Annotated in this window: 24 protein-coding genes; 15 read left to right on the forward strand and 9 right to left on the reverse strand. The window is 72.9% G+C overall.

What is annotated here, in order from left to right:
- The first annotated feature begins 19 nt into the window (after positions 1–19).
- The 3 genes from NMK44_RS12660 (at position 20) to thrS (ending at position 3,170) form a co-directional block, all read left to right on the forward strand.
- A complete protein-coding gene (locus NMK44_RS12660) occupies positions 20–742 on the forward strand; it encodes an HAD family hydrolase (RefSeq protein WP_254741841.1) in 723 nt (240 codons plus the stop codon).
- Between the two features lie 77 nt (positions 743–819).
- Complete coding sequence (locus NMK44_RS12665) at positions 820–1,773, forward strand: D-alanyl-D-alanine carboxypeptidase family protein (RefSeq protein WP_254741843.1); 954 nt, start codon at positions 820–822, stop codon at positions 1,771–1,773.
- A 164-nt stretch (positions 1,774–1,937) separates the two neighbouring features.
- A complete protein-coding gene (gene thrS / locus NMK44_RS12670; RefSeq protein ID WP_254741846.1) occupies positions 1,938–3,170 on the forward strand; it encodes a threonine--tRNA ligase in 1,233 nt (410 codons plus the stop codon).
- Here the strand turns inward: thrS and NMK44_RS12675 are convergent.
- A complete protein-coding gene (locus NMK44_RS12675; protein ID WP_254741849.1) occupies positions 3,167–3,946 on the reverse strand; it encodes a LysR family substrate-binding domain-containing protein in 780 nt (259 codons plus the stop codon). The genes thrS and NMK44_RS12675 overlap by 4 nt on opposite strands.
- 58 nt (positions 3,947–4,004) lie before the next feature.
- Between NMK44_RS12675 and NMK44_RS12680 the strand changes: the two genes are divergently transcribed.
- Positions 4,005–4,376, forward strand: coding sequence for a DUF5997 family protein (locus NMK44_RS12680; protein ID WP_254741854.1), 372 nt, complete (start codon positions 4,005–4,007; stop codon positions 4,374–4,376).
- A 60-nt stretch (positions 4,377–4,436) separates the two neighbouring features.
- On the opposite strand, the gene NMK44_RS12685 is transcribed toward NMK44_RS12680, so the two are convergent.
- Complete coding sequence (locus NMK44_RS12685; RefSeq protein ID WP_254742580.1) at positions 4,437–4,853, reverse strand: YjbQ family protein; 417 nt, start codon at positions 4,851–4,853, stop codon at positions 4,437–4,439.
- Positions 4,854–4,944: 91 nt separating this feature from the next.
- On the opposite strand from NMK44_RS12685, the gene NMK44_RS12690 reads away from it, so the two are divergent.
- Positions 4,945–6,018: an NAD(P)-binding domain-containing protein gene (locus NMK44_RS12690; protein WP_254741856.1), complete on the forward strand. Its 1,074-nt coding sequence runs from the start codon at positions 4,945–4,947 to the stop codon at positions 6,016–6,018.
- A 39-nt stretch (positions 6,019–6,057) separates the two neighbouring features.
- Here NMK44_RS12690 and NMK44_RS12695 read toward each other — a convergent pair whose 3' ends face one another.
- Positions 6,058–7,083, reverse strand: a complete 1,026-nt coding sequence (locus NMK44_RS12695) for a LacI family DNA-binding transcriptional regulator (RefSeq protein ID WP_254742583.1) — start codon at positions 7,081–7,083, stop codon at positions 6,058–6,060.
- A gap of 195 nt (positions 7,084–7,278) precedes the next feature.
- Here NMK44_RS12695 and NMK44_RS12700 point away from each other — a divergent pair, with 195 nt between their 5' ends.
- The 7 genes from NMK44_RS12700 to NMK44_RS12730 all read left to right on the forward strand — a co-directional run bounded on the left by NMK44_RS12700 (position 7,279) and on the right by NMK44_RS12730 (position 16,770).
- Entirely contained in the window at positions 7,279–8,031 is a 753-nt protein-coding gene (locus tag NMK44_RS12700) for a (Fe-S)-binding protein (protein ID WP_254741858.1), read from the forward strand.
- Positions 8,032–8,089: 58 nt separating this feature from the next.
- Positions 8,090–9,550, forward strand: a complete 1,461-nt coding sequence (locus tag NMK44_RS12705; RefSeq protein ID WP_254742585.1) for a lactate utilization protein B — start codon at positions 8,090–8,092, stop codon at positions 9,548–9,550.
- Entirely contained in the window at positions 9,547–10,194 is a 648-nt protein-coding gene (locus NMK44_RS12710; RefSeq protein WP_254741860.1) for a LutC/YkgG family protein, read from the forward strand. The genes NMK44_RS12705 and NMK44_RS12710 overlap by 4 nt, the downstream gene beginning before the upstream one ends.
- Positions 10,195–10,341: 147 nt before the next feature.
- On the forward strand, positions 10,342–10,542 hold the full coding sequence (locus NMK44_RS12715; protein ID WP_254741862.1) for a hypothetical protein: 201 nt from the start codon (positions 10,342–10,344) through the stop codon (positions 10,540–10,542).
- Positions 10,543–10,594: 52 nt separating this feature from the next.
- Positions 10,595–12,196: a penicillin-binding transpeptidase domain-containing protein gene (locus NMK44_RS12720; protein ID WP_254741864.1), complete on the forward strand. Its 1,602-nt coding sequence runs from the start codon at positions 10,595–10,597 to the stop codon at positions 12,194–12,196.
- 186 nt (positions 12,197–12,382) lie between these two features.
- On the forward strand, positions 12,383–13,603 hold the full coding sequence (locus tag NMK44_RS12725) for an ROK family protein (protein ID WP_254741866.1): 1,221 nt from the start codon (positions 12,383–12,385) through the stop codon (positions 13,601–13,603).
- Positions 13,604–13,824: 221 nt separating this feature from the next.
- The gene (locus NMK44_RS12730; protein ID WP_254741868.1) at positions 13,825–16,770 is read left to right on the forward strand and encodes a glycoside hydrolase family 2 TIM barrel-domain containing protein; all 2,946 of its coding nucleotides are present in this window, start codon (positions 13,825–13,827) and stop codon (positions 16,768–16,770) included.
- A 78-nt stretch (positions 16,771–16,848) separates the two neighbouring features.
- Here NMK44_RS12730 and NMK44_RS12735 read toward each other — a convergent pair whose 3' ends face one another.
- The 5 genes from NMK44_RS12735 to NMK44_RS12755 form a co-directional block, all read right to left on the reverse strand.
- Positions 16,849–17,304, reverse strand: coding sequence for a peroxiredoxin (locus tag NMK44_RS12735; RefSeq protein ID WP_254741870.1), 456 nt, complete (start codon positions 17,302–17,304; stop codon positions 16,849–16,851).
- A 57-nt stretch (positions 17,305–17,361) separates the two neighbouring features.
- Positions 17,362–18,219, reverse strand: a complete 858-nt coding sequence (locus NMK44_RS12740) for a glycoside hydrolase family 16 protein (RefSeq protein ID WP_254741872.1) — start codon at positions 18,217–18,219, stop codon at positions 17,362–17,364.
- 128 nt (positions 18,220–18,347) lie between these two features.
- A complete protein-coding gene (locus tag NMK44_RS12745; protein WP_254741875.1) occupies positions 18,348–19,577 on the reverse strand; it encodes an ROK family protein in 1,230 nt (409 codons plus the stop codon).
- A gap of 159 nt (positions 19,578–19,736) precedes the next feature.
- On the reverse strand, positions 19,737–20,993 hold the full coding sequence (locus NMK44_RS12750) for an ROK family protein (protein WP_254741878.1): 1,257 nt from the start codon (positions 20,991–20,993) through the stop codon (positions 19,737–19,739).
- Positions 20,994–21,082: 89 nt separating this feature from the next.
- Positions 21,083–21,496 carry an ankyrin repeat domain-containing protein gene (locus tag NMK44_RS12755; RefSeq protein WP_254741881.1) on the reverse strand — a complete coding sequence of 138 codons (414 nt, stop codon included), beginning with the start codon at positions 21,494–21,496 and terminating at the stop codon, positions 21,083–21,085.
- A 248-nt stretch (positions 21,497–21,744) separates the two neighbouring features.
- On the opposite strand from NMK44_RS12755, the gene NMK44_RS12760 reads away from it, so the two are divergent.
- Both NMK44_RS12760 and NMK44_RS12765 read left to right on the forward strand, forming a co-directional pair.
- Positions 21,745–21,939 carry a hypothetical protein gene (locus NMK44_RS12760; RefSeq protein WP_254741884.1) on the forward strand — a complete coding sequence of 65 codons (195 nt, stop codon included), beginning with the start codon at positions 21,745–21,747 and terminating at the stop codon, positions 21,937–21,939.
- A 1-nt stretch (position 21,940) separates the two neighbouring features.
- Positions 21,941–23,593, forward strand: coding sequence for a hypothetical protein (locus NMK44_RS12765; RefSeq protein WP_254741887.1), 1,653 nt, complete (start codon positions 21,941–21,943; stop codon positions 23,591–23,593).
- 36 nt (positions 23,594–23,629) lie between these two features.
- Here NMK44_RS12765 and NMK44_RS12770 read toward each other — a convergent pair whose 3' ends face one another.
- Positions 23,630–25,153, reverse strand: coding sequence for an SCO1417 family PLP biosynthesis transcription factor (locus NMK44_RS12770; protein ID WP_254741890.1), 1,524 nt, complete (start codon positions 25,151–25,153; stop codon positions 23,630–23,632).
- 142 nt (positions 25,154–25,295) lie between these two features.
- Here NMK44_RS12770 and yczE point away from each other — a divergent pair, with 142 nt between their 5' ends.
- Positions 25,296–25,976: a membrane protein YczE gene (yczE, locus tag NMK44_RS12775; RefSeq protein WP_489660292.1), complete on the forward strand. Its 681-nt coding sequence runs from the start codon at positions 25,296–25,298 to the stop codon at positions 25,974–25,976.
- The last annotated feature ends 105 nt before the right edge of the window (positions 25,977–26,081 follow it).

The raw sequence follows: 26,081 nt of genomic DNA on the forward strand, positions 1-26,081 counted from the left end.
CCTTGGCATGCTGGTGGCCATGAGCAGCAGTCCGACACCGCCGACGGTCCCGCCGCGCACCCCCGCCGTGATCTTCGATCTGGACGGCACCCTGGTGGACAGCGAACCGCACTACTACGAGGCCGGGCGGCGCACCCTGGAGCGTTACGGCGTCACCGGGTACACCTGGGAGGAGCACTCCCGGTTCATCGGCGTGGGCACCCGCGAGACGCTCGAGGCGCTGCGCGAGCGCTACGCCCTGGACGTGTCCGTGGACGAGCTGCTGGCCGTGAAGAACCGGCACTATCTGGAACTGACCGGGAGCGGCACCGCCGTCTTCCCCCGGATGCGCTCCTTCGTCGAGCGGCTGCACACCGCCGGACACCTGCTGGCCGTCGCCTCCGGTTCCTCCCGCGCCGCGATCGAGGCGGCGCTCACCGCCACCGGGCTGAGCGGGCTGCTGCCCGTGTATGTCTCCGCGGAGGAGGTCGGCCGCGGCAAGCCCGAGCCGGATGTGTTCCTGGCCGCCGCACGGCTGCTGGGGACCGATCCGGCGGACTGCGTGGTGGTGGAGGACGCGGCCCCGGGCGTGGAGGCGGCCCGGCGGGCCGGGATGCGCTGTATCGCCGTCCCGTACGCCGCGGATGCCGGGCGGCGCGGTCCTGATCCGTCGGCGTTCGCCTCCGCCGGGCTCGTCTTCCCCGGCGGCCAGGACGAGTTCGACGCCGGGGCCGCCTACGCGTGGACCACCGGCGGCGGCTGACGCCCCGACATATCGCCATGTTGTCCCCGTGAGAGGATACGCGCGCCCGAACAGTCACCTGAGGAGATGGAGGGCGTATGGGACGACATGGGGGTAAGGCGGTGCGCCGCTGGGGAGCGGCGGTCATCGCCACCACGGCGGCGCTGTCGGTCGCCGCGCCGACGGCCACCGCACAGCCACAGCCCACCGGGCGGACGACCGCGGCCGGGCCGTCGGGGATCCATGCCAAGAGCGCGTATCTGCTCGACAGCGGCCCGAACAAGAAGCTGTGGGCCAAGGGGTCCGACACCAAGCGCCAGATGGCCAGCATCACCAAGATGATGACCGCCGTGGTGGTGCTGGACACCCGCGGGGTGAACCTCGACAAGAAGGTCACCGTGCGCCAGGCGTACCTGGACTACATCGAGAGCAGCGGCGGCAGCAAGGCCGATCTGCAGAAGGGCGACAAGCTCACGGTCCGGCAGCTCCTGTACGGGATGCTGCTGCCCTCCGGGTGCGACGCCGCGATGGCCCTGGCCGACACCTTCGGCACCGGGAACACCACCGCCAAGCGCACCGCGTCGTTCATCTCCAAGATGAACAAGAAGGCCGACGCGCTGGGGATGACCAGGACGCACTACGACTCGTTCGACGGCATCACCGACCGCGGCGACAACTACACCACCGCCCGGGACCTGGCGAAGCTGGCGCGTCACGCACTGGGCAACGCCACCTTCCGCACGGTGGTGAAGTCGACGGACACCGAGCAGCAGGCCCCGGCGGCCAACGGCCGTACCCGCACCTACTACTGGTCCAGCACCAACAAGCTGCTGGGCTCGTACGACGGCGCGATCGGTGTGAAGACCGGTACCGGCAGCCGGGCGGGCAAGTGCATCGTCTTCGCGGCGAAGCGCGGTGGCCGCACGGTCATCGGCGTGGTGCTCAACGACACCAAGCGGTACCCGGACGCCAAGAAGATGCTCGACTGGGCGTACCACACCCGCACCCAGGTGACCTGGCGCAAGCTGCCCGCGGGCACTCCCCAGGACTGACCGGACTGCTACGCTCTCCGTTATGCAGCGTGCCGCGATCGCCGTGACGACGACGCCGGACAGAGTCCCGGCGCGCTGATCGATGTCCTGATCCGAAGCCCCGGGGCGAGTGCCCCGGGGCTTCGCGCTGTGGTCACTCGCCCTCCGTCCGCGAGGAGACCACCATGAACGACCACCGCCGGCTCGGCCGTGAACTCGACCTGTTCGACACCGATCCGCTGATGGGCGCGGGGCTGCCGTACTGGCTGCCCGACGGCGCCGCGGTACGCCACTGTCTGGAGGAGTACGTCCGGAACCTGGAGCGGCGGGCGGGATACCGCCATGTGTACTCCCCCGTGCTCGGCAAACGGGAGCTGTACGAGATCTCGGGACACTGGGCTCACTACAGCGACGACATGTATCCCCCGATGGACGTGGGCGGGGAGGAGGTGGTCCTGCGCCCGAGCCTGTGTCCCCACCATGCGCTGATCTACCGCTCCCGTTCCCACAGCTACCGCGAACTCCCCTTGCGCATAGCCGAGTTGGGAGGGATGTACCGCTCCGAACTCTCGGGTGTGCTCGGCGGGCTGAGCCGGGTCCGGGCCATCCAGCTCAATGACGCGCATGTGTTCTGCACCCTGGACCAGGTGGCGGACGAGGCCCGGGCCGCACTGGAGCTGATCCGGGAGGCGTACGCGGCGCTCGGCATCACCCCGGCCCGCTACCGGCTCTCGCTCCCCGGCCCCGGCGGCAAGTACGTGGCTGCCCCGGAACTGTGGCGGCGCTCGGTCGGCCTGCTGACCGAGGTGCTGGAACGCTGCGGTCTGCCGTACGAGGCGGCCGAGGGCGAGGCCGCGTTCTACGGCCCCAAGATCGATGTGCAGATGGGCGACGGCGCCGGGCGGGAGTTCACCCTGTCCACCGTGCAGATCGACTTCCACCAGCCCGAGCGGTTCGATCTGCACTACATCGGCGCGGACGGGGCGAAGCACCGGCCGGTGATGGTGCACCGCAGCATCATCGGCAGCGTCGAGCGCGCGGTGGCCCACCTCATCGAGACCTACGGGGGCGCGTTCCCCGCCTGGCTGGCCCCCGTCCAGCTGGCGGTCCTCCCGGTGCACGAGGACCAGCTCCCGTACGCCGCGGAGTTCGTCCGGCGCTGTGTCTCCCTCGGACTGCGCGCGGAGGTGGCGGAGCCGGAGCGCGGCAGTCTGGGCGCCCGCGTCCGGGCCGCCCGGCTGATCCCCTACCAGGCCGTCATCGGCGCCGCGGAAGCCGCCGGCGGGCACATCAGCCTGCGGCTGCGGGACGGCCGCCGGATGGGGCCGCGGCCGGCCGGGGAGGTCCTCGCGCGGATCGGCGCGCTGGTCACCTCCCACAGCCCCGCGCTGTGGGAGGACGGCGGCTCCGCGCCCTAGGACCGGCGGCGCGGCTTGCCGCGCTTACCGCCCCTGGGCGCGCCGGAACCGCCGCGCGGACTCTTGCCGGCCGCGCGGCCCGGCGTGGGCTTGCTGCCCGCCGTGGGCTTGCGCCGTGCGCCACCGGTGTCCGGACGCTTCGCCTTCGGCTGCTCCGGGGCCGGTTTGCGGCCCCGTGAGCTGTTGACGGTCCGCCCGCGGACGATCCCGATGAAGTCCTCCACCAGATCGGTGGTCGCGTCCTCGGGCCAGGACAGGGCGACCTGTGACGCGGGGGCGTCGGTGACCGTGCGGTAGGTGAGGTCCCTGCGGTGGTGCAGCCGGGCGAGGGACTGCGGTACGACGAGCAGTCCCACTCCGGCCGCCACCAGCTCGATGGCGTCCGCCGTCGTGGCGGGGCGCTCCAGCGCGGGCCGTCCCGGCCGGTGCTCCCACTCCAGTACGTCATCGAGGGGGTGCAGCACGATCTCATCGGCCAGGTCCCCGGCGGACACCTCGTCCACGGCGGCGACGAGGTGGTCCTTCGGCACCACGACGACCGTCGTCTCGGTGTAGAGGGGGATCGCGCTGAACACCGTCCGGTCGACCGGCAGCCGCACGAACCCCGCGTCGGCGCCGCCGTCCCGCAACACCCCGGACGCTTCGGCGGTGGACACCGCGACGAGGGTCAGGGGCACATCGGGCAGCCGCTCGTTCCAGATCCGCACCCATTTGGCGGGCGTCACTCCCGGGACGTACGCGAGCCGGAACGACGGGGACACTTCCGAGCTGGTCACCCCGCCAGGCTACCGGTCGTGGTCAGGGGCCGCACACACGCTCGATACCCTTGACCCCATGAAGTCGCACCAGACATCCCAGACGATGAAGCCCGCCACGGCGGCGAAGAAGCTGGGTGTGTACCTCCAGGCCACCCCCGCCGAGTTCCAGGAGGGCGTCGTCTCGCGCGCCGAACTGAACGCGCTGCAGACCGATCCGCCCGAGTGGCTGCGGGAGCTGCGCCGCAACGGCCCGCACCCGCGCCCGGTGGTCGCGGCGAAGCTGGGCACCTCCATCGCGGGTCTCGCCCGCGGCGGGATCACCGAGCAGATCGACGCCCTGAAGGAGAGCCGCCCCGAGTGGCTGGAGCGGGAACGGGCCACCCAGGCCGATGTGCGCAAGGAAGCGGCGCGGATCAAGGAGAAGAACGCGGAGCGGCAGGACGGCTGATCACGCCGTCCCCGCACGGGCGTGTCGCGGGCACGCTGCCCGCGCGCCCAGGCACACGCGTCAGCTCAGGAAGCTGAGCCGCACCTGACGGTGCGGGTTGTCCTGGTTGGTGTCGACCAGGCACACCGACTGCCAGGTGCCGAGCGCGAGCGCCCCGCCGATGACCGGGAGCGTGGCGTGCGGGGGGACGATGGCGGGCAGCACATGGTCGCGGCCGTGGCCGTGGCTGCCGTGCCGGTGGCGCCAGCGGTCGTCGGCGGGCAGCAGGTCGCGCAGGGCGGCAAGCAGATCGGCGTCGCTGCCCGCGCCCGTCTCCAGGACCGCCACTCCGGCGGTGGCGTGCGGGACGAACACGTTCAAGAGCCCGTCGCCGCCGTCCGCCGCCTCCCGCACGAAGGCTGCGCAGTCGGCCGTGAGGTCGGCGACGGTCTCGCGGGAGCCGGTGGTGATCTCGAGGACATGGGTACGGAAGGTTATACCCCCATCCTCGTACCTGGCCGGTGGCGGGCGGTGGACCGCCCGTCATCCCGCCGGGAAGATCCCACCGCCCCGGCGGGTTGGTGGAGGCATGGACAACGTGGATGTGGTGGTCGTGGGCGCCGGGCAGGCGGGGCTGTCCGCCGCGTACCACCTGCGGCGGGCGGGGTACGAGCAGGGCACCGGGTTCGTGGTGCTGGACCACTCCCCGGGCCCGGGCGGCGCGTGGCAGTTCCGCTGGCCCTCGCTGACCTACGGCAAGGTGCACGGGATGTACGACCTGCCGGGGATGCGGCTGGCCGACGAGGACGCCGATCCGGAACGGCCGTCCTCGGAGGTGATCTCCGGATACTTCGCCCGCTATGAGAGCGCCTTCGACCTGCGGATCGTCCGGCCCGTACACGTCACCGCGGTCCATGAGGGCGACGGCGGACGGCTGGTGGTGGAGAGCGCGGCGGGGAGCTGGTCCGCACGGGCGCTGATCAACGCCACCGGCACCTGGGACCGCCCGTTCTGGCCGCGCTACCCCGGACAGGAGACCTTCCGGGGGCGGCAGTTGCACACCGCGCGCTACCCCGGCCCGGAGGCGTTCGCGGGGCGGCGGGTGGTCGTCGTGGGGGGCGGCACCTCCGGGGTGCAGCATCTGCTGGAGATCGCCGAGGTGGCGGCGGAGACGACCTGGGTGACCCGGCGGCCGCCGGTCTTCCGGGAGGGACGGTTCGACGAGATCCGGGGGCGCGAGGCCGTCGCCATGGTCGAGGAGCGGGTGCGGCGCGGGCTGCCGCCGCGGAGCGTGGTGTCGGTGACCGGTCTGCCCATGACGGAAGCGATGCAGCGGGCCAGGGAGAAGGGGGTGCTGGACCGGCTGCCGATGTTCGACCGGATCACCCCGACCGGGGTGCGCTGGGACGACGGCCGGGTGGTGAAGGCGGACACCATTCTGTGGGCCACCGGCTTCCGCGCCGTCATCGACCATCTCGCACCCCTGAGGCTGCGCGAGCCGGGCGGGGGCATCGCCCTGGAGGGCACCCGCGCCGTCCGGGACCCGCGGATCCACCTCGTCGGCTACGGTCCGTCGGCGAGCACGATCGGCGCCAACCGGGCCGGGCGGGCCGCGGTACGGGAGATCCGGGCGCTGCTGGACACGGTCCCGGCCGCCCTCTGAGGCCGACGGGACACGACGCCCGGTACGCACTGCGGCGCGCTACCGCTGTCTCGGCAGCGCCGTCCGCGACGTCGAGTCACGGACCACCAGTTCGGGCTGGAGCACGATCCGCCGGTGCCGGTGGTCCGCCGCGTCCTCGCCGGTCTCCTCGATCAGCAGGTCCGCCGCCGTACGCCCCATCCGGAACGCTGGCTGCCGCACCGATGTCAGCGGTACCGCGGCCGCCGCCGCGAACTCGATGTCGTCGTACCCCACCAGCGCCACCTCCCCCGGCACCGACACCCCCGCGGCGAAGAGCGCCTGGAGCACCCCCAGCGCCAGCAGGTCGTTCGCGCAGAACACCGCCGTCGGCCGCGGCGACATGGCCAGCAGCCGCGCACCCGCTTCCCGGCCCGCCGCCACGTCAAGACGCTCGGTCTCGATATGGCGCAACGCCCCGGGCGGCAGCCCGTGTTCGGCGAGCGCGGCGAGGGCCCCGGTGAGCCGGTCCTGGCACTGCGGAAGCCGCATCGAACCGCTCACGTAGACCATGCCGCGGTGGCCCCGGGAGAGCAGATGGCGGCCCGCGAGCGCCCCGCCCTCGACGTCGTCGACCGACACCGAACACCCCTCGGCGGCGGGCACCTCGCGGTCCACGTAGACGAACGGGATGTCATGGCGGCGGAAGTCGCGCAGATTGACCCCGTCGGCGTCGGCCGGGGTGACCAGCACCCCGCGCACCCGGTGCTCGGCGAAGAGGGACAGGTAGTCGGCCTCCTCATCGGAGCTCTGGGCGCTGTTGCACACCATCACCCCGAGCCCCGCCTCGCGCGCGGCCCGCTCCGCACCGCTGGCCACGTCCACGAAGAACGGATTGGCCATGTCCAGCACCAGCAGCGAGATGATCCGGCTGCGCCCCGCCCGCAGTTGTCGCGCCGACTCGCTGCGCACGTACCCCAGCCGCTCGATCACCGCCTGCACACGGTCCCGCGTCCCCTCGGCCACCAGATCCGGCCGGTTGATCACGTTCGACACCGTACCGACCGACACCCCCGCCTGACGTGCGACGTCCTTGATCCCCACCATGCGTCCCACGACCCCGGCCCTCCGGCTCCCGCGACCCACCGGGGTCGCGGCCTCATCGTAGTGCGCGGTACCCGCCGGTAGCGGGGATACGACGAGGTCCGCGCTGCTTCACAGCATCCGGTCGCTGCGGCAGTATGAGTCCACGGGTGATCATTCGGCGTGGGACCGGGCCGCCGCCCGGCAGGAGGAGGAACGGTGCGCGTAGGGCTCTTCATCACGTGCGTCAACGACACCCTCTACCCGCACACCGGCCGGGCCGTGGTGACCCTGCTCGAACGGCTCGGCGTCGAGGTGGGCTTCCCCGCCGGACAGAGCTGCTGCGGCCAGCCGCACTTCAACACCGGCTACCGCCATGAGACGGAACCGCTGGTCCGCCGCTACGCCACCGCCTTCCGGGGCTATGACCACATCGTGACCCCGTCCGGCTCCTGCGCCGCGATGGTCCGGGACAACTACCCCAGGATCGGCGCGAAGGCCGCCGCGGAGGGCCGTGGCCAGGAGCTCGCCGAGGCCGCCGCCACCGTGGTCCCCCGGACCCACGAGCTCACGGAGTTCCTGACGGATGTGCTCGGGGTGACGGACGTCGGCGCGTACTACCCGCACACCGTGACGTACCACCCCACCTGCCACGGACTGCGGATGCTCCGCCTGGGCGACCGGCCGCGGGCGCTGCTCGGCGCGGTGCGGGGCCTGGACCTGGTGGAACTGCCGGGTGCCGAGGAGTGCTGTGGTTTCGGCGGTACGTTCGCCGTGAAGAACGCGGCCGTCTCCGCGGCGATGGGCGCGGACAAGGCGCGCAACATCACCGCGACGGGCGCGCAGGCGGTGTGCACGGTGGACAACTCCTGCCAGATGCACATCGGCGGCACCCTCGCCCGGCAGGGCTCGGCGGTGCGCCCGGTGCACATCGCCGAGATCCTGGCCAGTACCGAGGAACACGTGTGGTGACACAGCGCCCTGAAAGGAGACCCCGGTGAGCGGACCCGGCCACGCCACCTATCTGGGGATGCCCGCCTTCCCGGAGGCGGCCGACACCTCCACCCGTGACACCCGGCTGCGCGCCAACCTCCGCCACGCCACGCACACCATCCGCACCAAGCGCGCCACCGCGGTGGCCGAACTGGACGACTGGGGACGGCTGCGCGCGGCGGGGGCCGCCATCAAGGACCGTACGCTGCGCCATCTCGACCACTATCTGGAGCGGTTGGAGAGCGCGGTCACGGCCGCCGGCGGCCAGGTGCACTGGGCGGCGGACGCCGACGAGGCGAACCGGATCGTCACCGAGCTGGTGCGGGCGACCGGTGAACACGAGGTCGTCAAGGTGAAGTCGATGGCCACCCAGGAGATCGGGCTGAACGACGCGCTCGCCGAGGCGGGCATCACGGCGTACGAGACCGATCTCGCCGAACTCATCGTGCAGCTCGGCGACGACCTGCCCTCGCACATCCTGGTCCCGGCGATCCACCGCAACCGGTCCGAGATCCGGGACATCTTCGCCGAGCGGATGGCGCGGTGGGGCCGCCCGGCCCCGGACGGGCTCACCGACGCGCCCGCCGATCTGGCGGAGGCGGCCCGACTGCATCTGCGCGAGAAGTTCCTCAACGCCAAGGTGGCTGTCTCGGGTGCGAACTTCATGGTGGCGGAGACGGGCACCCTGGTGGTGGTGGAGTCCGAGGGCAACGGGCGGATGTGTCTGACCCTCCCCGACACACTGATCTCGGTGGTGGGCATCGAGAAGGTGGTGCCCACGTTCCAGGACCTGGAGGTGTTCCTCCAGCTCCTCCCGCGCTCCTCGACGGCCGAGCGCATGAACCCCTACACCTCGATGTGGACCGGCACCTCGGACGACGACGGCCCGCGCACCTTCCACCTCGTCCTGCTGGACAACGGCCGTACGGACACCCTCGCCGACACCGTGGGCCGCCAGGCGCTCCGCTGCATCCGCTGTTCCGCGTGTCTCAACGTCTGCCCGGTGTACGAACGCGCGGGCGGCCACGCGTACGGCTCGGCCTACCCGGGCCCGATCGGCGCGATCCTCACCCCCCAACTGCGCGGCACCCAGAGCGCACTGGACGCCTCGCTGCCGTACGCCTCATCGCTGTGCGGTGCCTGCTACGAGGTGTGCCCGGTCGCCATCGACATCCCCGAGATCCTGGTCCACCTGCGCGAACGGGTCGTCGAGGGCGGCCCGGTCTCGGTCCGCGGCACCCGCGCGGTCATCAAGCCCGCCAAGGGCCACGCGGCCGAACGCGCCGCGATGCGGGCGGCGCGCTGGGCGCTGGACCACCCGAGCGTGCTGCGCACCGGCCAGCGCCTCGCCTCCCGCACCCGCCGCCTGCATCCGCGCCGGCTGCCGGGCCCGGGGCGCGCCTGGAGCGACACCCGTGAACTGCCCGCGGTGCCGGCCGAGTCGTTCCGCGACTGGTGGCAGCGGACCCGCGCCACGAACGACAGGAGCACCCCATGAGCTCACGCGACCTCGTGATGGCGAGGGTCCGCCGCGCGCTGGCGGATGTCCCGCGCGGCGAGAGCCCGTCGGAGGTGGTGGTCGAGCGCACGTATCTGCGCCGCCACGGCGACCGCACCCCGGCGCAGACCGCCGACCTCCTGGCCGAGAACCTGACCGACTACCGCGCCGCGGTCCACCGCACCGACACCGCCGGACTCCCGGCCCTCATCGCCCGTCTGCTGACGGCCCGCAACGCCACCACGGTGGTCGTCCCGCCGGGCCTCCCCACGGACTGGCTGTCCGCCACCGAGGTCCGCCGGATCCCGGACTCCGCCGATCTGACCCCGCATGACCTGGACGCGGTGTCCAGCGTGGTCACCGGCTGCGCGGTGGCCATCGCCGAGACCGGCACGGTCGTCCTGGACGCCTCCCCCGACCAGGGCCGCCGCCGGATCACCCTGGTCCCGGACCACCACGTCCTCGTGATCCGGGTGCCCTCGCAGGTCGTGGACTCCGTCCCCGAGGCCCTGGAACGCCTCGACCCCTCCCGCCCCCAGACCTGGATCTCCGGCCCCTCCGCCACCAGCGACATCGAGCTCACCCGCGTCGAGGGCGTCCACGGCCCCCGCGCCCTGGACGTCGTCCTCGTCACGGAGGGCTGACGGCCCCGGACGGCTGATGTCCCGGATCCGAACCCCGTGCCCTTGGATGCGGTGTTGCTCACATCACCTTCACATCAGGCCAGTTGAGAGGCTCGAAGAGGTTTAGACCCGTGCGCGGTGTCAGTGGCTGCCTCTATGGTGGGGGTCATGTGTCCGACTCCTACTCCTCCCCAGGCGGCTTTACTGTCCCCCTCCTCCTCCACCACCGATCAGGCCAACGAGGCCATCCGTGTGTTTCTGCGGGCGCGGGCCGGGCGGGCGCTGTGTCCGGCGGAGCGGGCCGAGTACGGGCGGTTGCTGGGTGTGTATACGCGTGCGCTGCGCGGGGAGATGGAGAAGGCGGCCTGAGCGAGGGGCGCCGGAGTGGCCGGTGCCCATCTGACCTGGGGCGGGGGGCGCCGTGCGCGCTGTGGGGAAGGTCGTCGTCGGGGCGGCCGTCGTCGTGCTGGTGGGGGGCGCCGGGTTCGGGGCGTACAACCTCTACGCCGGGGTGACCGGCGGCAACACCGCGTCGACGCACGGCGGAGCGGTGACCGGTACCGAGGTCCGGGACACCGCGCGGCGCTTCCTGAACGCGTGGGCGGACGGCAATGATCTGCTGGCCTCCGGCTTCACGAATGACGCCCAGGCGGCCGTCGGTCTGCTGGGCGGGTTCCGGGACGACGCCAAGGTGAAGAAGGTGACCCTGACGCCGGGCGCGGCGCAGGGCGCCACGGTACCGTTCCGGGTGAAGGCCGAGATCCGTTACGGGAAGACCCGTTCGACCTGGCGCTATGACTCACAGCTGACCGTGGTGCGCGGCCGGACGACCGACAAGCCGCTGGTGGACTGGACACCCGCGGTCGTCCATCCCAAGCTGGCGCGGGGTCAGACGGTCCGTACGGAGCTGGCGGAGAACGCGCCGGTCACGGTCCTCGACCGGGACGGCGAGGAGCTGCGCCCGGGGCGCTACCCCTCGCTCGATCCGCTGCTGACCTCGCTCCGGGCGCGGTACGGCGATCGTATGGGCGGTACGGGGCAGGTCGAGGTGTGGGCGGTGCGTCCGGACGGCACGGCCGGGGACACCCTGCACGTGGTCACCAAGGGCAAGCGCGGCACCCTGCGCACCACGCTCGACGCCGCGGTGCAGAAGAGCGCGGAGAAGGCCGTGGCCAAGCGCTCCGGTGCCTCGGTGGTGGCGCTCAAGCCCAGTACGGGCGAGATCCTGGCGGTGGCCAACTCCGACAGGGGCGAGTTCAACGCGGCGTTGCAGGGACAGACGGCGCCCGGCTCCACGTTCAAGATCATCAGCGCCGCCACCCTGCTGGAGACCGGCACGGTGACGCCCGGCAAGAAGGTGCCCTGCCCGAAGACGGCGGCGTACCAGCAGGGCATGACGTTCCACAACGTCGAGGACAGCGAGAATCCGGGGGCCACCTTCGCCCAGGACTTCGCGGCCTCCTGCAACACGGCGTTCGTCACGCTCGCCGGGGCGATCCCGGACGGTGCGCTGGCGCGTGAGGCACAGTCGGTGTTCGGCATCGGGCGCGACTGGCAGGTGGGCGTGTCGACGTTCGACGGCGCGGTGTCCGACGGCGGCGGGGACGACAAGGCCGCCGCCCTCATCGGCCAGGGCACGGTGCAGATGAACCCGCTCACCATGGCCTCCGTGGCCGCCACCGCCCAGACGGGCCGGTTCAGACAGCCCGTCCTGGTGTCGCGTTCGGTGGGCCACCGGGACGTCGCCACCAGCGACCGCGGTCTGAGCCCCGCCGTCGTCCAGCAGCTCAAAGGCATGATGCGGCTGACGGCGACCAGCGGTACGGCGGCCCGTGCGATGTCCGGGCTGAGCGGGGACATCGGCGCCAAGACCGGCTCGGCGGAGATCGACGGCCAGCCGGAGACCAACGCGTGGTTCACCGCCTACCGGAACGACATGGCCGCGGCCGCCGTGGTCACCAAGGGCGGTCACGGCGGGGACGCCGCGGGGCCGGTCGTCCGCGAGGTCCTCACCGCGCACTGAGCCCCGGCGGCACCGCCGTGCGGGAAGCCCCTGAAAGGGACTTCCTCCAGATGAAAAGGGCTTCCTCCAGAGCACTTTTTCCAAGGGTTATGCAAAGGGGTTGTCCATGCCGGATCGGGGCACCTACTGTGACGCCTCACCGGCCCGTGCCCATCGGCCCGCTCCCGCCCCAGGAGGCATCACGGCGTGAAGCGCACCTCCCGTGACATCCGCACCGCGAACCGCTACGAGGTGCTGCGCCATGTCATCGCCGGATCCCCGGTCTCCCGGCAGCACCTGGCCGCCGCAACCGGGCTCAGCCTGGCCACCGTCGCCACGCTCGTCGGCGAACTGCTGCGGCTCGGGGCGATCACCGAGGTCGGCCACGAGGACTCCGACGGCGGACGGCCGCGCGGGCTGGTGGCTGTGAACGGCTCCGGCGGCGCCCTGGTGGGGGTGGACGTGGCCGAGACCTATATCCATGTCGAGCTGTTCGACCTCTCCCTCACCGTACTGGCCCGCGCCGAGGAGGAGTTGCGCCCCGAACGCCCCGGTGAACGCGGTCCGGAGCAGGTCGTCGCGCGGATCGCCACCACCGTACGGGCCGTGGTCACGGCCGCGGGCGTCCCCGACGAGCGGGTGCTGGGGGTCGGCGTCAGCCTGCCGGGGCAGGTGGACCGCGAGGGCGGGGTGTCGGTGTTCGCGCCCAACTGGGACTGGCACGACGTCCCGGTGCTGGACCAGCTGGCCGGACACCTCCCCCATCCACTGCACCTGGACAATCCGCTGCGCGCCTGCACCGTGGCCGAGCTGTGGTTCGGCGCGGCACGCGGCCGGGACGACGCGGTGGTGGTCAACCTCGGTACGGGCGTGGGTGCCGGGCTCGCGCTCGGCGGTACCCTGCACCGCGGTGCGAGCAACAGCGCGGGGGAATGGGGCCACACCACCCTGGTGCTGGACGGACGGCCGTGCCACTGCGGCGCCCAGGGCTGTGTGGAGTCCTACGTCGGCGCCCCGGGCATCATGCGGAACCTGCGCGAGCTGAGCCCCGGCAGTCCGCTGCTGCACCCCGACGACCAGACGGCCACGATCGAGGCGCTCGGCCGCGCGCTCGCGGACGGCGATCCGGTGGCGGTGAAGACCGTGCAGAACACCGCGCGTTATCTCGGTGCGGGCCTGGCCGACCTGGTCAACCTGGTCAACCCCGAAGTGATCGTGCTCAGCAGCTGGGTCGCGGCCCGGCTCGGTGAGCCCCTGCTCGCCGAGGTGCGCACCGCCGTGGCCGGGCGCGCCCTGCGCCGTCCGCTGGCGAGCACCCGGATCGTCCTGTCCCCGATCCCCGACAACCCCGTGAGCCTCGGCGCCGCCACCTTCGCCCTGGAGGGCTGGCTCGCATCGGCCGGGCGCGCGCACCCGAGGGCTTCGTGAACCCGGGTGCGGCCGGGATGGCCGACAGCCGGGGTGGTCGACAGCGCGCCCGCCCGCACGAGGGCGAATGGGAGGAGCCGCGACGGGTAGTCCGAATCCGCCGACGCGAAGGAGTCCGCCCCCTGACGTCCCGGCCTCGCCGCCGGGCTGCTCCATCCCCACCCATGTGCTCGACCAGCGCGGCCACGACCGGCCCGACCGAACGCTGACCGAGGAGAAGGATGAGCTCCACGCAGCACACGCAGCACACACCCAACACGCCGCACACACCCCTTCCGTACTACGAGGACGTCTCCCCCGGCAGCGGGGGACTGCCGCCCCGCGCCTGGTCCGCCGAGACCGACGCGGCGCGGCTGAGCCTGGACGGCACCTGGGCCTTCCGGCTGTCCCCGACGGCCACCGCCGAGGACGACTCCTTCGCCCGCCCCGGCTACGACGCCTCGGGGTGGGCCGGGATCCCGGTGCCCGCGCACTGGGTGCTGCACGGCCACGGCGCGCCGATCTACACCAACCACCGCTATCCGTTCCCGGTGGACCCGCCGCGGGTCCCCACCGAGAACCCCACCGGTGACCATCTGCGCGTGTTCGACCTGCCCCCGGGCTGGCCGGACGGCGGCGACGCGGTGCTGCGGTTCGAGGGCGTCGAATCCTGTGCCCGGGTCTGGCTCAACGGCGAGGAGCTGGGCACTTTCAAGGGCAGCCGGCTGCCGCAGGAGTTCGCCGTCGGCGGACTGCTGCTGCCGCGCGGCAACGTGCTGGCGGTCCGGGTGCACCAGTGGTCCTCCGGCAGCTATCTGGAGGACCAGGACCAGTGGTGGCTGCCGGGGATCTTCCGCGAGGTCACTCTGGAACACCGCCCGGAGGGCTGTCTCGAGGACTACTTCGTGCACGCCTCCTACGACCACGTACGGGGCGAGGGCACCCTGCGGATCGACGCCGATCCCGGTGGCCGGGTCACCGTGCCCGAACTGGGGCTGGACCTGGCCACCGGGGAGAGCGCCACGCTGCCCGTGGAGCCGTGGACGGCGGAGACCCCGCGGCTGTACGACGCATGGCTGACCACCGTCGGCGAGAGCGTTCCGCTGCGCGTCGGCTTCCGCACCGTCGTGGTCGAGGGCGGACTGCTGAAGGTCAACGGCAGGCGGGTGCTGTTCCGCGGGGTCAACCGGCATGAGTTCCACCCGGAGTCCGGCCGCACGCTGGACACCGAGACCATGCGCGCCGATCTGACACTGATGAAGCAGCACAACATCAACGCCGTGCGCACCAGCCACTATCCGCCGCATCCGGCCTTCCTCGGGCTCTGCGACGAGCTGGGGCTGTGGGTCATCGACGAATGCGACCTGGAGACCCACGGCTTCGTCGAACAGGACTGGCGGGACAACCCGGTGGACGACGCCCGCTGGACCCCAGCACTGCTCGACCGGGCCGCCCGGATGGTCGAGCGCGACAAGAACCACCCGTCGATCGTGATGTGGTCGCTGGGCAACGAGTGCGGCACCGGCCGCGGACTGTCCGCCATGGCCGACTGGATCCGGGAGCGCGATCCGTCGCGGGTGATCCACTACGAGGGCGATCCGTCCTGCGCCGACACCGATGTCTACTCGCGGATGTACGCGCCGCACGACGAGGTCGAGCGGATCGGACGGCGCACGGAGCCGGCGTGGGGCGATCCGGAGCTGGACGCCAGGCGCCGACGGCTGCCGTTCATCCAGTGCGAGTACGCGCATGCGATGGGCAACGGGCCGGGCGGACTCACCGAGTACCAGCGGTCGTTCGAGACCCATGAGCGCTGCCAGGGCGGTTTCGTCTGGGAGTGGATCGACCACGGTCTGGCCCGGCGCACCGCCGACGGCACGCCCTGGTTCGCGTACGGCGGGGACTTCGGCGAGGAGCTGCACGACGGGAACTTCGTCTGCGACGGTCTGGTCTTCCCCGACCGCACCCCCTCACCGGGGCTGACCGAGTACAAGAAGGTCATCGAGCCGGTCCGGATCGGCGGCGACGGCGTCGAGGGCACGGTGCGGATCGCCAACCACCATGACTTCGCCGATCTGTCCCATCTGGTCTTCGCCTGGGCGTACGAGGCCGAGGGCGAGGTGGTGGCGTCCGGCGAGCTGGCGGTGCCCCCGATCGGCCCGGGACTGGCCGCCGACCTCAAGCTGCCGGTGCCGCCGGAGACCGCTCCCGGCCAGGAGACCCGGTGGACCGTGGAGGCGCGGCTGGCCGCCACCACGGCGTGGGCCCCGGCGGGCCATCCGGTGGCCTGGGGCCAGCTCCCCGCCCGGGTGCGGACCGAGCCCCCGCACACCGACGCACCGGTGGAGGCTCCCCGCCGCGCCGCACGGCGGATCACCCTCGGACCGGGCACCTTCGACGCCGCCACCGGTGAGCTCACCGCGCTCGGCCCGCTCGCGGTCACCGGGCCGCGGCTGGATGTGTGGCGGGCGCCCACCGACAACGACAACGGCGCCGTCTGGCAGCCCGATGAGCGGTACGGGCTGATCTGGCGGGAGCTGGGGCTGCACCGGATGAGGCACCGGGTGGACGCGGTGGAGCCGGACGACACCGGGCTCACGGTACGGACGAGGGTGGCCGCCGCGGCCACCGATCTGGCCCTGGAGACGGTCTGCCGCTGGACCGCCGCCGGGGACCGGCTGCGGCTCGCGGTGTCCGTCGTACCGCGCGGCTCGTGGTCCTGTCCGCTGCCACGGCTCGGCCTGCGGCTGGGTGTTCCGGCCTCGCTCGGCCACGCCGAGTGGTTCGGCGGCGGCCCCGGCGAGGGGTATCCGGACACCCGGACCGCATGCCGCCTGGGGCGCTGGGCGCTGCCGGTCGACGCGATGCAGACGCCGTACGTCCGGCCGCAGGAGAACGGGGCGCGGCCGGACGTCCGCTGGGCGCGGCTGTCCGCTCCCGACGGGCGGGGGATGCGGATCGAGGGCGCCCCGCCGTTCTGGTTCACCGCGCGCCGCTGGACCAGTGAGCAGGTGGACGCCGCCGCGCACACCCCGGACCTGGTGCCGTCGCCGGACACGGTGTGGGTCAACCTCGACCACGGTCAGCAGGGCATCGGCAGTCTGTCGTGCGGGCCCGGCGTACTGGAGCCGTACCGCCTCCCGGTCGCACCGGCCGCGTTCACCTTCGTCTTCTCCGCGTCGGGATGAGACCGCGACGGGCGGGCCGCCGTCAGCGGCCCGCCCGTCGGCCTTTCGCGGGCCTTTTCGTATGCGCGGCCGGCGGGGTCAGCCCGCCGTGTTGCGCAGCGCCTCCAGCGCCTTGTCGGCGTGGACCGTCATCCGGAACTCGCTCTTGACGATCTCCAGCACCCGGCGGTCGGTACCGATCACGAAGGTGACCCGCTTGGTCGGTACCGCCGCCAGTCCGCGTTTGACGCCGAACCGCTCCCGTACGGTGCCCTCCGGGTCGGAGAGCAGCGGATAGCCGAAGGAGTGCCGGCCGGCGAACTCCGCCTGGCGTTCGACGGAGTCGGCGCTGATGCCCACCGGCTGTGCCCCCACGGCCCTGAACTCCGCCGCGATGTCGCGGAAGTGGCACGCCTCCTTGGTGCAGCCGGGGGTCATGGCCGCCGGGTAGAAGAAGAGCACCACCGGTCCGTCCGCGAGCAGTCCGCTCAGCGTCCGGACCGTACCGGTCTCGTCGGGAAGTTCGAAGTCCTCGACCACATCACCGATGTCCATGGGAGCACGCTACTCGGCCCCCGCACGCCCCGGGTGTCCCGGTCGCCCCGGGCGTCGTCAGGTGCCGCCGGTCACCTTGACGTAGTCGACGACGAGCGCCTGCGGGAAGGCGGTGCTGCCGTCCGGGTCACCGGGCCAGTAGCCGCCGACGGCCAGGTTGAGGATGAGGTAGAAGGGGTGGTCGAACACCCAGCGGTTGCCGCCGAGATCGGAGGGGGTGCGGGTCTGGTAGACCTGTCCGTCGACCGACCAAGTGATCTTGTTCGGGGACCAGTCGACGGCGAAGGTGTGGAAGGCGTCGGCGAACGCGGCGCCGCCCGGCAGGGTGTAACCGGCGCCGATACCGCCGGAGCCGGAGTAGCCCGGGCCATGGAGGGTGCCGTGTACGGTGCCCGGTTCGAAGCCGACGTTCTCCATCACGTCGATCTCACCGCAGTCGGGCCAGCCCGCGCTGCCGATGTCGGTGCCCAGCATCCAGAACGCGGGCCACATGCCCTGGCCGCGCGGGACCTTCAGCCGGGTCTCCACGTGGCCGTAGGCGGTGGTGAAAGTGCGGGCGGTGGACAGCCGGGCGGAGGTGTACTCGCACCGGCCGTACCAGCAGGCGTAGTCGGCCGGGTTCTCCTTGCGCGCGGTGATGACCAGGTTTCCCTGGCCGTCGAGCGCCGCGTTCCCGGTCCCGGCGGTGTAGTACTGCCGTTCGTGGTTGTTGACGTTGTCGCCGGTCTCATGGCTCCAGCGGGAGCCGTCGACGGCGCTGCCCGCCGGGCCGTCGAAGTCCTCGGTGAACGTGGCGGTGGCGGTCCGGCCGCCGCCGTCCTGCCCGGCGGCGGCCGGGGCGGTGAACCAGGGGGTGGCGGCGAGGGCGGTGGCCGAGAGCAGGCCGATCACGGTGGTGCGCAGGGTCCTTCGCATGGAACCGTGGTGCCTTCCTGTGGGGGGTGGACCGGGCGTCGCCGGTCCGCGGGGGAAGGTGCTGCGGCCGGTGCGGTCACGGCCGGTGGAACATCGGTGGGGAGCGGTCGCGGGGGCCGGACGGGCCGTCAGGGAACGGGGGTCCGCGGCGGACGCGCGCCGTCGGCGAGGAACCGGCACACCGGGAGGGTCGCGGCGCCGAGCGCCACTCCGTCCGGTCCCAGCGTGCCGAGTTCGATGGCGGTGTGGGCGTAGGGGCGCCGCAGGGCCTGCGCGGCCACCGACTCCCGGATCCGGGGCAGCATCCGGGCGCCGAACCGCAGTCCGGCCCAGCCGCCGAGGACGATGCGCTGCGGGTTGAAGAGGTTGACCAGATTGGCGATCCCGGCGCCGAGGTACACCGCGGCCTCCTCCAGGACGCGCTGGGCCGCGGGTGAGGTGTCGGCCGCGGTCAGCAGCGCGCCGAACGCGGACTCCTCGTCCTCCCCCGGGACCGGACGGCCGCGCCGGGCCTGGCGGAAGCGCTCCAGGACCGCTCCGGCCCCCACGTACGCCTCGAGACAGCCGCGCGCACCGCACCGGCAACGGCGGCCCCCGGCCTGGACGGTGGTATGGCCCCACTCCCCCGCGCTGCTGGTCGCGCCGCGGTAGGGCGACCCGCCGGTCACGATGCTCGCGCCGACACCCGAGCCGATCAGCGCGACCACCACGTGCCGGGCGCCGCGCGCGGCGCCGAACCACAGCTCGGCCCGGCCCATCGCGCCGGCGCCGTTGTCGATGAACAGCGGCAGCGCCGTACCCGCGCGCAGCAGCCGCTCCAGCGGCACCGCGTCCCAGCCGAAGCTCTGGCCGTGGACGAGTGTCTCGGCCCCGCGCTCCACCGCGCCCGAGACGCCGACACCGACACCGACACCGAGGATCGCCGACGGCGGCACCCCGGCGGCGCCGATGACGGTGTCGAGCCCTGCCAGGACATGGCCGACAACGATGTCCGGATCATGCCGTCCGGCGGACAGCGGATGGTCGGCGGCGGCGAGCCGGTTCAGCGCCAGGTCGAACAGCGCGACGCGCACCCGGGTTTCCCCGACGTCGACGCCGATGACGTACCGGTGCGCGCGGACGAGCCGCAGCGGCGCCGGGCCCGGCCGGTCCGTCTCCGGCTCGATGAGGACGCCCTCCAGGAGCAGTTCATCGACGGCTGCGTCCACCGCGGTGGCGTCAAGGCCCGTACGCAGCGTGAGTTGCCGCCTGGTGAGCGGGGAGTCGAAGTACAGCGCCCACAGGACCGGGGAGCGGGCGCCGCGCCGCTGGCCGCGCCCAACGGTGAGCGGGTGGGGCTGGGCTGCCTGGGCCGTCATACATCACCTCCCGGGAAGACATAATGTCCAGCCGGGTTTACGCCATGTCAACAGGTCTGGACCTTCTTGGTTCAAAGAACTTGAGACGGCGCCCTCCTCAACTCCCCTGAAACGGACAGGAGTCGAACCCACCGAAGAGCTCCGGAGATCACCGGAACCTCATGTCCGGCCCCCGGTGCCGAGGAACCGGGCCAGCGGAAGGGTGGCCGCACCCAGGGCCACCGCGTCCGGTCCGAGCGCGGCCGCGGTGATCTCGGTCCGGGCCAGTGGACGGCGCAGCGCGTAGCGGGCGGTGGCTTCCCTGACCACCGGCAGGGCATGACGGGCCAGCAGCAGTCCGGCCCAGCCGCCGAGGATGATCCGCTCGGGGTTGAACAGGTTGACCAGGTCGGCGATGCCCGCACCGAGGTAGGCCGCGGCCTCCTCCACGACCTCGCGCGCCCGGGGGTCGGCCCCGTCGGCGGCGGCCCGCAGCAGCGCGGCGAACGCCTCCTGCTGCCCGGCGGCGGAGACCGGGCCGGATCCGGCGGGCTCGCACCCGTCCAGGGAGCCCCCGCCCGGCGCGATGCCCCCGCCGCGCCGGGTCCGGTAGCGGTCCAGCACCGCCCGCGCCCCGATGTACGCCTCCAGACAGCCGACCGCGCCGCACCGGCAGGTGCGTCCGCCGACCTGGACGACGGTGTGGCCCCACTCCCCCGCGCTGCTGGTCGCGCCACGGTAGGGCGAACCGCCGGTCACGATGCTCGCGCCGACACCCGAGCCGATCAGCGCGATCACGGCGGTGTCCGCGTCCCGTCCGGCCCCGAACCACATCTCGGCCTGGCCCTGTGCGGTGGCGCCGTTGTCGATGAACAGCGGCAGCGGCGTACCGGCACGCAGCAGCCGTTCCAGCGGCACCGCGTCCCAGCCGAAGGTCTGGCCGTGGACGACGGCCTCGGGATCCCGCTCGACGATGCCGGGAACCCCCACCCCCACACCGATGACCGCGTCGGCCGCAACGTCCCCCTTGGCCAGCACCAGGTCCACTCCGGTCAGGATGTGCTCGACGACCGCCCCGGCTTCGGGGCGGCCGGGGCGCAGCGGGTGTTCCCATCGGGCGAGTTCGGTCAACGCGAGGTCGAACAGCGCCACCCGGACGTGGGTTTCACCGATGTCGGCCCCGATGAGGTGGCCGCTGCCGGGGGCGACCCGCAGCAGCGTCCGGGGACGGCCGCCGTCGGAGCCGACCGAACCGGCGTCCTCCGCCAGTCCGTCGGCGAACAGTTCGGCGACGACGCTGCTGACCGAGCCCGCGCTGAGCCCGGTGAGCTCTCCCAGTTCCTGGCGGCTCACCGGCCCCTGGAAGTACAGCGTGCGCAGCAGTGTCGAGCGGTTGCCGCGCCGCAGATCGCGTACGGTGCGCCGGTTTTCGGCCATCAGGCTCCTTCCCCCGGCCCGAATCTACCGGCCCCGAGCCCCGCACCACAGCCTCCGGCGACCGCTTCGCCCACCCCCTGAACGAAGCCCTAGTCGGTTTCCGGCGCCCCGAACAGGGTGAGCAGGTCCTGCCGTCCGAACATCCGCGCCGTCTCGACCGCCGAGGGCGACCCGGCCCGCGGGTCGGCGCCGCCGGCCAGCAGCACCCGCAGCACCTCCTCCTCACCCTTGAAGGCGGCTCCGGCGATGGGGGTCTGACCCCGTTCGTTGACGCGATTGGGGTCCGCACCCCGCTCCAGCAGGGCCGATACGGCCGCCGGGTGGCCGTAGTAGGCGGCCAGCATCAGCAGCGAATCACCCTTGTCGTTGGTGAGGTTGGCCGGAACGCCCGCGTCCACGTAGGCGGCGAGGGTGTCGGTGTCGCCGCGCCGGGCCAGGTCGAAGACCTTGGCGGCCAGCTGGAGCACCTCCGGGTCGTGGGCGGGCTCGTTCGGTTCGCTCATGGCGTCTCGCCTCCGGCTCGGCTTCCGGCTCGTCCCGCTAGGTGATCACTTCTACGCGATCACGTCCACCCCAGGGCGGGCAGGGCGCGGGGGTGGATCCCCGCACCGGGCCGCCCGCCCCTTCCAGAGCACACCCATTGTGATGATTACACCGATAATCCACCCATTTGCACCTTTCCCTAGATGGATACATGCTGTGAGCCTGGAACAACTCATGGTGACCGTCCCCCACCAGCCAGGAGCCCGTGATGATCCTCTCCATCTCCGGTGTCGTACTGCTCGGCATCGTCGTCTTCGTGTTCTTCCGCAAGGACGGCCTCAAGGGGTCCCACGCGATCGTCTGCGCCCTCTTCGGCTTCTACCTGGCGAGCACCGCGATCGCCCCGAGCATCAAGGCGGGCGGCGCGAGCCTGGCCAGCCTGCTGGGCGGAATCAAGATCTGACGTGGCACGACTCCCCCGCCTCCGGCTCGGCAGCGCCCCTGACCCCCTGCTGCGCGGCCGCGACTTCGCCCGGACGGCGGCCGACAGCGCCGCCGATGTGCTCCACCCGCTGATCGCGCTCACCCGGGGGCTGCGCGTGATGGCCGCCTCGGGGCGGCGGATGTGGGGGGAGCTGCCGGGCGAACGCCGCGGCCCGGCGCTCTTCCTCGCGGCCTGCGGGGTGTTCGTCGTCTTCCTGCTGCCGTACGGGCCGCTGGTGGCGGGGGTCTGCCTGATAGGAGCGGCGTGCTGGGCGGGCCGGGAGCGCGCCGCCGCCCCGGACGGCCCCGGACCGGACGGCACCGAGCGGCTGCGCACCCTCTACGAGGCGCTGGTGCCCTACTTCTCGGCCGCCGAGGACCCCAGTCCGCTGTACGCCCACGGCGGGGAGTGGTCGGACGCCTTCGAGTCCTACGCCTTCGACGAGGGCGGCCGGCTGACCAAGCTGCACCTGCGCTATCCGGCGTACTTCACCGACGGCGAGCCCTCCTCCCGGGCACGGATCGAACAGCTGCTGCACGCCAAGTCCGGTCGCGGCCGGGAGTACCTCTTCGCCTGGGACGAGGAGGCGAACCGGCTCACCCTGACGGTGCTGCCCCCGCTGTCCACCGCGATCTGCGCCCAGCGCTTCGTCACCACCCCCGGTGAGACCGTGCTCGGCTTCACCGACACCTCCTCCGTCCAGCGCACCCTGCCGGTGCTGGAGGGCGGTGAAGGCCATGAGGGCGGCGAGGGCGGTGCCGCGGACCCACCCGGGAAGGGGGCGCGGCAGGCAGGCGGCCGGGACGGGGCGGCCGAGGAGCCCGCCACCCGCGATGTCCCGCCGGTGGTCTGGCGCACCGGACCGCGCTCCACCGAACCGCATCTGCTGGCCCTCGGCCAGCCCGGCAGCGGCACCACGACCCTGCTGCGCTCCATCGCCCTCCAGGCGCTGCACCACGGGGACGTCCTGGTGGTGGACGGCAGCGGCACCAGCGAGTACGCGTGTCTGGCGGGACGGGCCGGAGTGCTGGCGGTGGAGTGCGGACTGGCCGGGACGCTCGCGACGCTGGAGTGGGCGGGGCACGAGACCGAGCGGCGGCTGATCGCCGCCAACCGCGCGCGGCAGCTCGGCCATCCGCTGCCGGACGACATCCAGCGCCCGCTGTGGATCCTGCTGGACCGCCCGTCGGTGCTCAGCCATCTGGCCGCCGCCGACGGCCGCCCCGATCCGCAGGAGCTGCTGGCCGTACCGCTGCGGCACGGCCGGGCGGCGAACGTACGGGTGGTGGTCGCGGACCAGCTCGACACCGCGGACGGGCTCACCGAGGCGGTGCGGACCCACACCCGGGCCCGGGTGGTGCTGGGCCCGGCCTCCTTCGACCAGGCGGCGGCCGTCCTCGGCGCGCCGCCGCACACCACCCCGACCCCGGAGATGCCCGCGGGCCGCGGTTACGCCCGGCTTGGCACCGGACCGGTGCACCGGCTCCAGGTGCCCGCCACCCCGGATCCGTACGACGACGCGACCAGCGAGGCACAGCGGCAGGCGGTGCTCAGACTGCTGCCGCGGCCGGAGGGCGGCCCGGCCGGACAGCCGGCGGAACCGCCCCGGACCTCGGCCCCGTCCGGCGCCTGAGCGCCCCTCGCCCGCCCGCGCGGAGGCGGCGCGGGCTCAGGCGACGTAGGTGCGCGGGGCCTCGGCCTCGGTGACCGCGCCGGTGGCGACCAGTTCGGCCGCGGCGGCCAGCCGGGTGGCGGCCTGGTCGGCGACGGCGCCGCCCACGGTGAACGGCAGCCGCACATAGCCCTCGAAGGCCCCGTCCACCCCGAAGCGCGGTCCGGACGGCACCCGCACCCCCAGCCGCGCGCCCGCCTCGGCGATCCGCGAGCCGGAGAGGCCGCCGGTGCGCACCCACAAGGTGAGCCCGCCGTGCGGCACGGTGAACTCCCAGTCGGGGAGATGGCGGCGCAGCGCGCCCACCAGCGCATCGCGGTGGCCGCGCGCGAGCTCACGGCGTATCGCGACGGCCTCCTCCCAGCCGCCGGTGTTCAGCAGCCAGGCCACGGCGAGCTGTTCGATGACGGGGGTGCCCAGGTCGGCGTAGGCGCGGGCGGCGACGAGACTGCGGATCACCTCGGGGGCCGCGCGCACCCAGCCGATGCGCAGTCCGGCCCAGAAGCTCTTGCTCGCCGAGCCGACGGTGATCACGGTGCTGCCCGCCGGGTCGAAGGAACACAGCGGAGGCGGCAGTTCCACGTCCTGGTCGAGCCGGAGTTCGGCCATGGACTCATCGGCGACCAGGACGGTGCCGGCCGACCTGGCGGCGTCCACGAGCCGGCGGCGCTGCTCCTCGGAGGCGAGCGCGCCGGTGGGGTTGTGGAAGTCGGCCACGACATAGGCCATCCGGGGCGCGGCGGCGCTCAGCACCTGGCGCCAGGACGGGATGTCCCAGCCGCCGAGCCGGTCGGCCATCGCGACGGGGACCAGCCGGGTGCCCGCCTCGCGCATCAGCTGGAGGATGTTGGCGTAACTGGGCGATTCGACGGCGACGCGCTCACCGGGGCGCACCAGCAGCCGCGAGGCGGCGGCCACCGCGCCCATCGCGCCGGTGGTGACCATGATCTGCTCGGGCATGGTCGGGATGCCGCGCGCGGTGTAGCGGTCGGCGAGCGCCTGGCGCAGGGCGGGCAGCCCGGCGGGGTAGTCGCCGTGGGTGTGGGCGTACGGCGGGAGGTCGTCCAGCGCACCGCGCATGGCGCGGGTGAGCCAGGGCTCGGGGGCGGGCAGCGCGGCGCAGCCGAGGTCGATCACCGAGGCGGCATCCTCGGGCGGCAGCGGATCCAGCCCCCGGGTGGGCAGCGGGCTCCCGGCGGGCATGGCGGTCCAGCTCCCGGCGCCGCGCCGGGACTCCAGGAACCCCTCACCGCGCAGCGCCTCGTAGGCGGCGGCCACCGTGGTGCGGCTGACCGCGAGGGCGGCGGCGAGTTCCCGTTCGGCGGGCAGCCGGGCGGCGACCGGAACCCGGCCCTCCAGAATCAGCAGCCGCACCCCGTCGGCCAGGGCGCGGTACGCGGGCACCCGGCGGCCGCCGTTCAGTGAGGCCACCGCGCCCTCGGGGGTACGGTCGCGGGTGTGCTGCGATCCGAGCAGCCGCGCCAGTTGCGGTGCCCCCACCGCGGAGGTCCACGGACTCATCGAAAGCGGTCCACCTTTCACGGATTGGCCATGGAACTGGACTGGTCCCGGGGGACAGAGTGACATGCCACCGCCCATCACCACCAGGGCACCCGGGCCACGAGGCCGTGAGGCCGATCAGAACAGGAAGCAGGAGGGCACGTTGTCCGCAGATCCGTCGGGGGGATCCCGCCGCCTCGCCCGCCGTCTCACCCAGCTCTACGTCGGACTCACCCTGTTCGGCGCCTCCATGGCACTGCAGCTGCGGGCCACCCTCGGCCTCGACCCCTGGGACGTCCTCAACCAGGGCATCACCAAGCGCGTCCCGCTCTCGTTCGGCACGGTGACCATGATCGTGGGCGCCGTCGTACTGCTGCTGTGGATACCGCTGCGGCAGCGGCCGGGCCTGGGCACGGTCTCCAATGTGCTGGTGGTGGGACCGGCGGCGGACGCCACCCTGTGGCTGGTACCGGCACCCGAGGCGCTGGCGGTGCGGATCCCGCTGCTGGTCTTCTCGATCGTGCTGTGCGGCGCGGCCACCGGGCTGTACATCTCGGCGCGCTTCGGACCGGGGCCGCGGGACGGGCTGATGACCGGACTGCACCGGCGCACCGGCCGCTCGATCCGTCTGGTGCGCACCGGTATCGAGGTCACGGTGCTGGTGACGGGATACTTCCTGGGCGGGTCCGTGGGTGCCGGAACCGTGCTCTTTGCGCTGACCATCGGGCCGCTGTCACAGTTCTTCCTGCGCCTCTTCGCAATCCCCACCGCCCCCGGGGAGCGCTCGGAGGTGGTCGCGCGGGGCGGCACCGAAGGCCGGATCCCGGACAGAACGGGGACCTGATTTCGAGCTCGGGGCAGTGGAGCGGTAGTGTACGCCCTTGGCCTACCAGGCGGACCGTTACTGCGCGCTAAAGTACCAGAAACGCTGGGTGACATCTGCTGCCAG

It is taken from the genome of Streptomyces cucumeris (assembly GCF_024295805.1).
In the GTDB taxonomy this organism is placed as follows: Bacteria; Actinomycetota; Actinomycetes; order Streptomycetales; family Streptomycetaceae; genus Streptomyces; species Streptomyces cucumeris.

Coding starts and splice junctions, on each gene's coding strand:
- NMK44_RS12730 (WP_254741868.1), top strand. CDS start 13,825: ATGAGCTCCACGCAGCACACGCAGCACACACCCAACACGCCGCACACA.
- NMK44_RS12735 (WP_254741870.1), bottom strand. CDS start 17,304: ATGGACATCGGTGATGTGGTCGAGGACTTCGAACTTCCCGACGAGACC.
- NMK44_RS12710 (WP_254741860.1), top strand. CDS start 9,547: ATGAGCTCACGCGACCTCGTGATGGCGAGGGTCCGCCGCGCGCTGGCG.
- thrS (WP_254741846.1), top strand. CDS start 1,938: ATGAACGACCACCGCCGGCTCGGCCGTGAACTCGACCTGTTCGACACC.
- NMK44_RS12705 (WP_254742585.1), top strand. CDS start 8,090: ATGCCCGCCTTCCCGGAGGCGGCCGACACCTCCACCCGTGACACCCGG.
- NMK44_RS12760 (WP_254741884.1), top strand. CDS start 21,745: ATGATCCTCTCCATCTCCGGTGTCGTACTGCTCGGCATCGTCGTCTTC.
- NMK44_RS12660 (WP_254741841.1), top strand. CDS start 20: ATGAGCAGCAGTCCGACACCGCCGACGGTCCCGCCGCGCACCCCCGCC.
- NMK44_RS12665 (WP_254741843.1), top strand. CDS start 820: ATGGGACGACATGGGGGTAAGGCGGTGCGCCGCTGGGGAGCGGCGGTC.
- NMK44_RS12750 (WP_254741878.1), bottom strand. CDS start 20,993: ATGGCCGAAAACCGGCGCACCGTACGCGATCTGCGGCGCGGCAACCGC.
- NMK44_RS12690 (WP_254741856.1), top strand. CDS start 4,945: ATGGACAACGTGGATGTGGTGGTCGTGGGCGCCGGGCAGGCGGGGCTG.
- NMK44_RS12740 (WP_254741872.1), bottom strand. CDS start 18,219: ATGCGAAGGACCCTGCGCACCACCGTGATCGGCCTGCTCTCGGCCACC.
- NMK44_RS12755 (WP_254741881.1), bottom strand. CDS start 21,496: ATGAGCGAACCGAACGAGCCCGCCCACGACCCGGAGGTGCTCCAGCTG.
- NMK44_RS12715 (WP_254741862.1), top strand. CDS start 10,342: ATGTGTCCGACTCCTACTCCTCCCCAGGCGGCTTTACTGTCCCCCTCC.
- NMK44_RS12695 (WP_254742583.1), bottom strand. CDS start 7,083: ATGGTGGGGATCAAGGACGTCGCACGTCAGGCGGGGGTGTCGGTCGGT.
- NMK44_RS12770 (WP_254741890.1), bottom strand. CDS start 25,153: ATGAGTCCGTGGACCTCCGCGGTGGGGGCACCGCAACTGGCGCGGCTG.
- NMK44_RS12745 (WP_254741875.1), bottom strand. CDS start 19,577: ATGACGGCCCAGGCAGCCCAGCCCCACCCGCTCACCGTTGGGCGCGGC.
- NMK44_RS12680 (WP_254741854.1), top strand. CDS start 4,005: ATGAAGTCGCACCAGACATCCCAGACGATGAAGCCCGCCACGGCGGCG.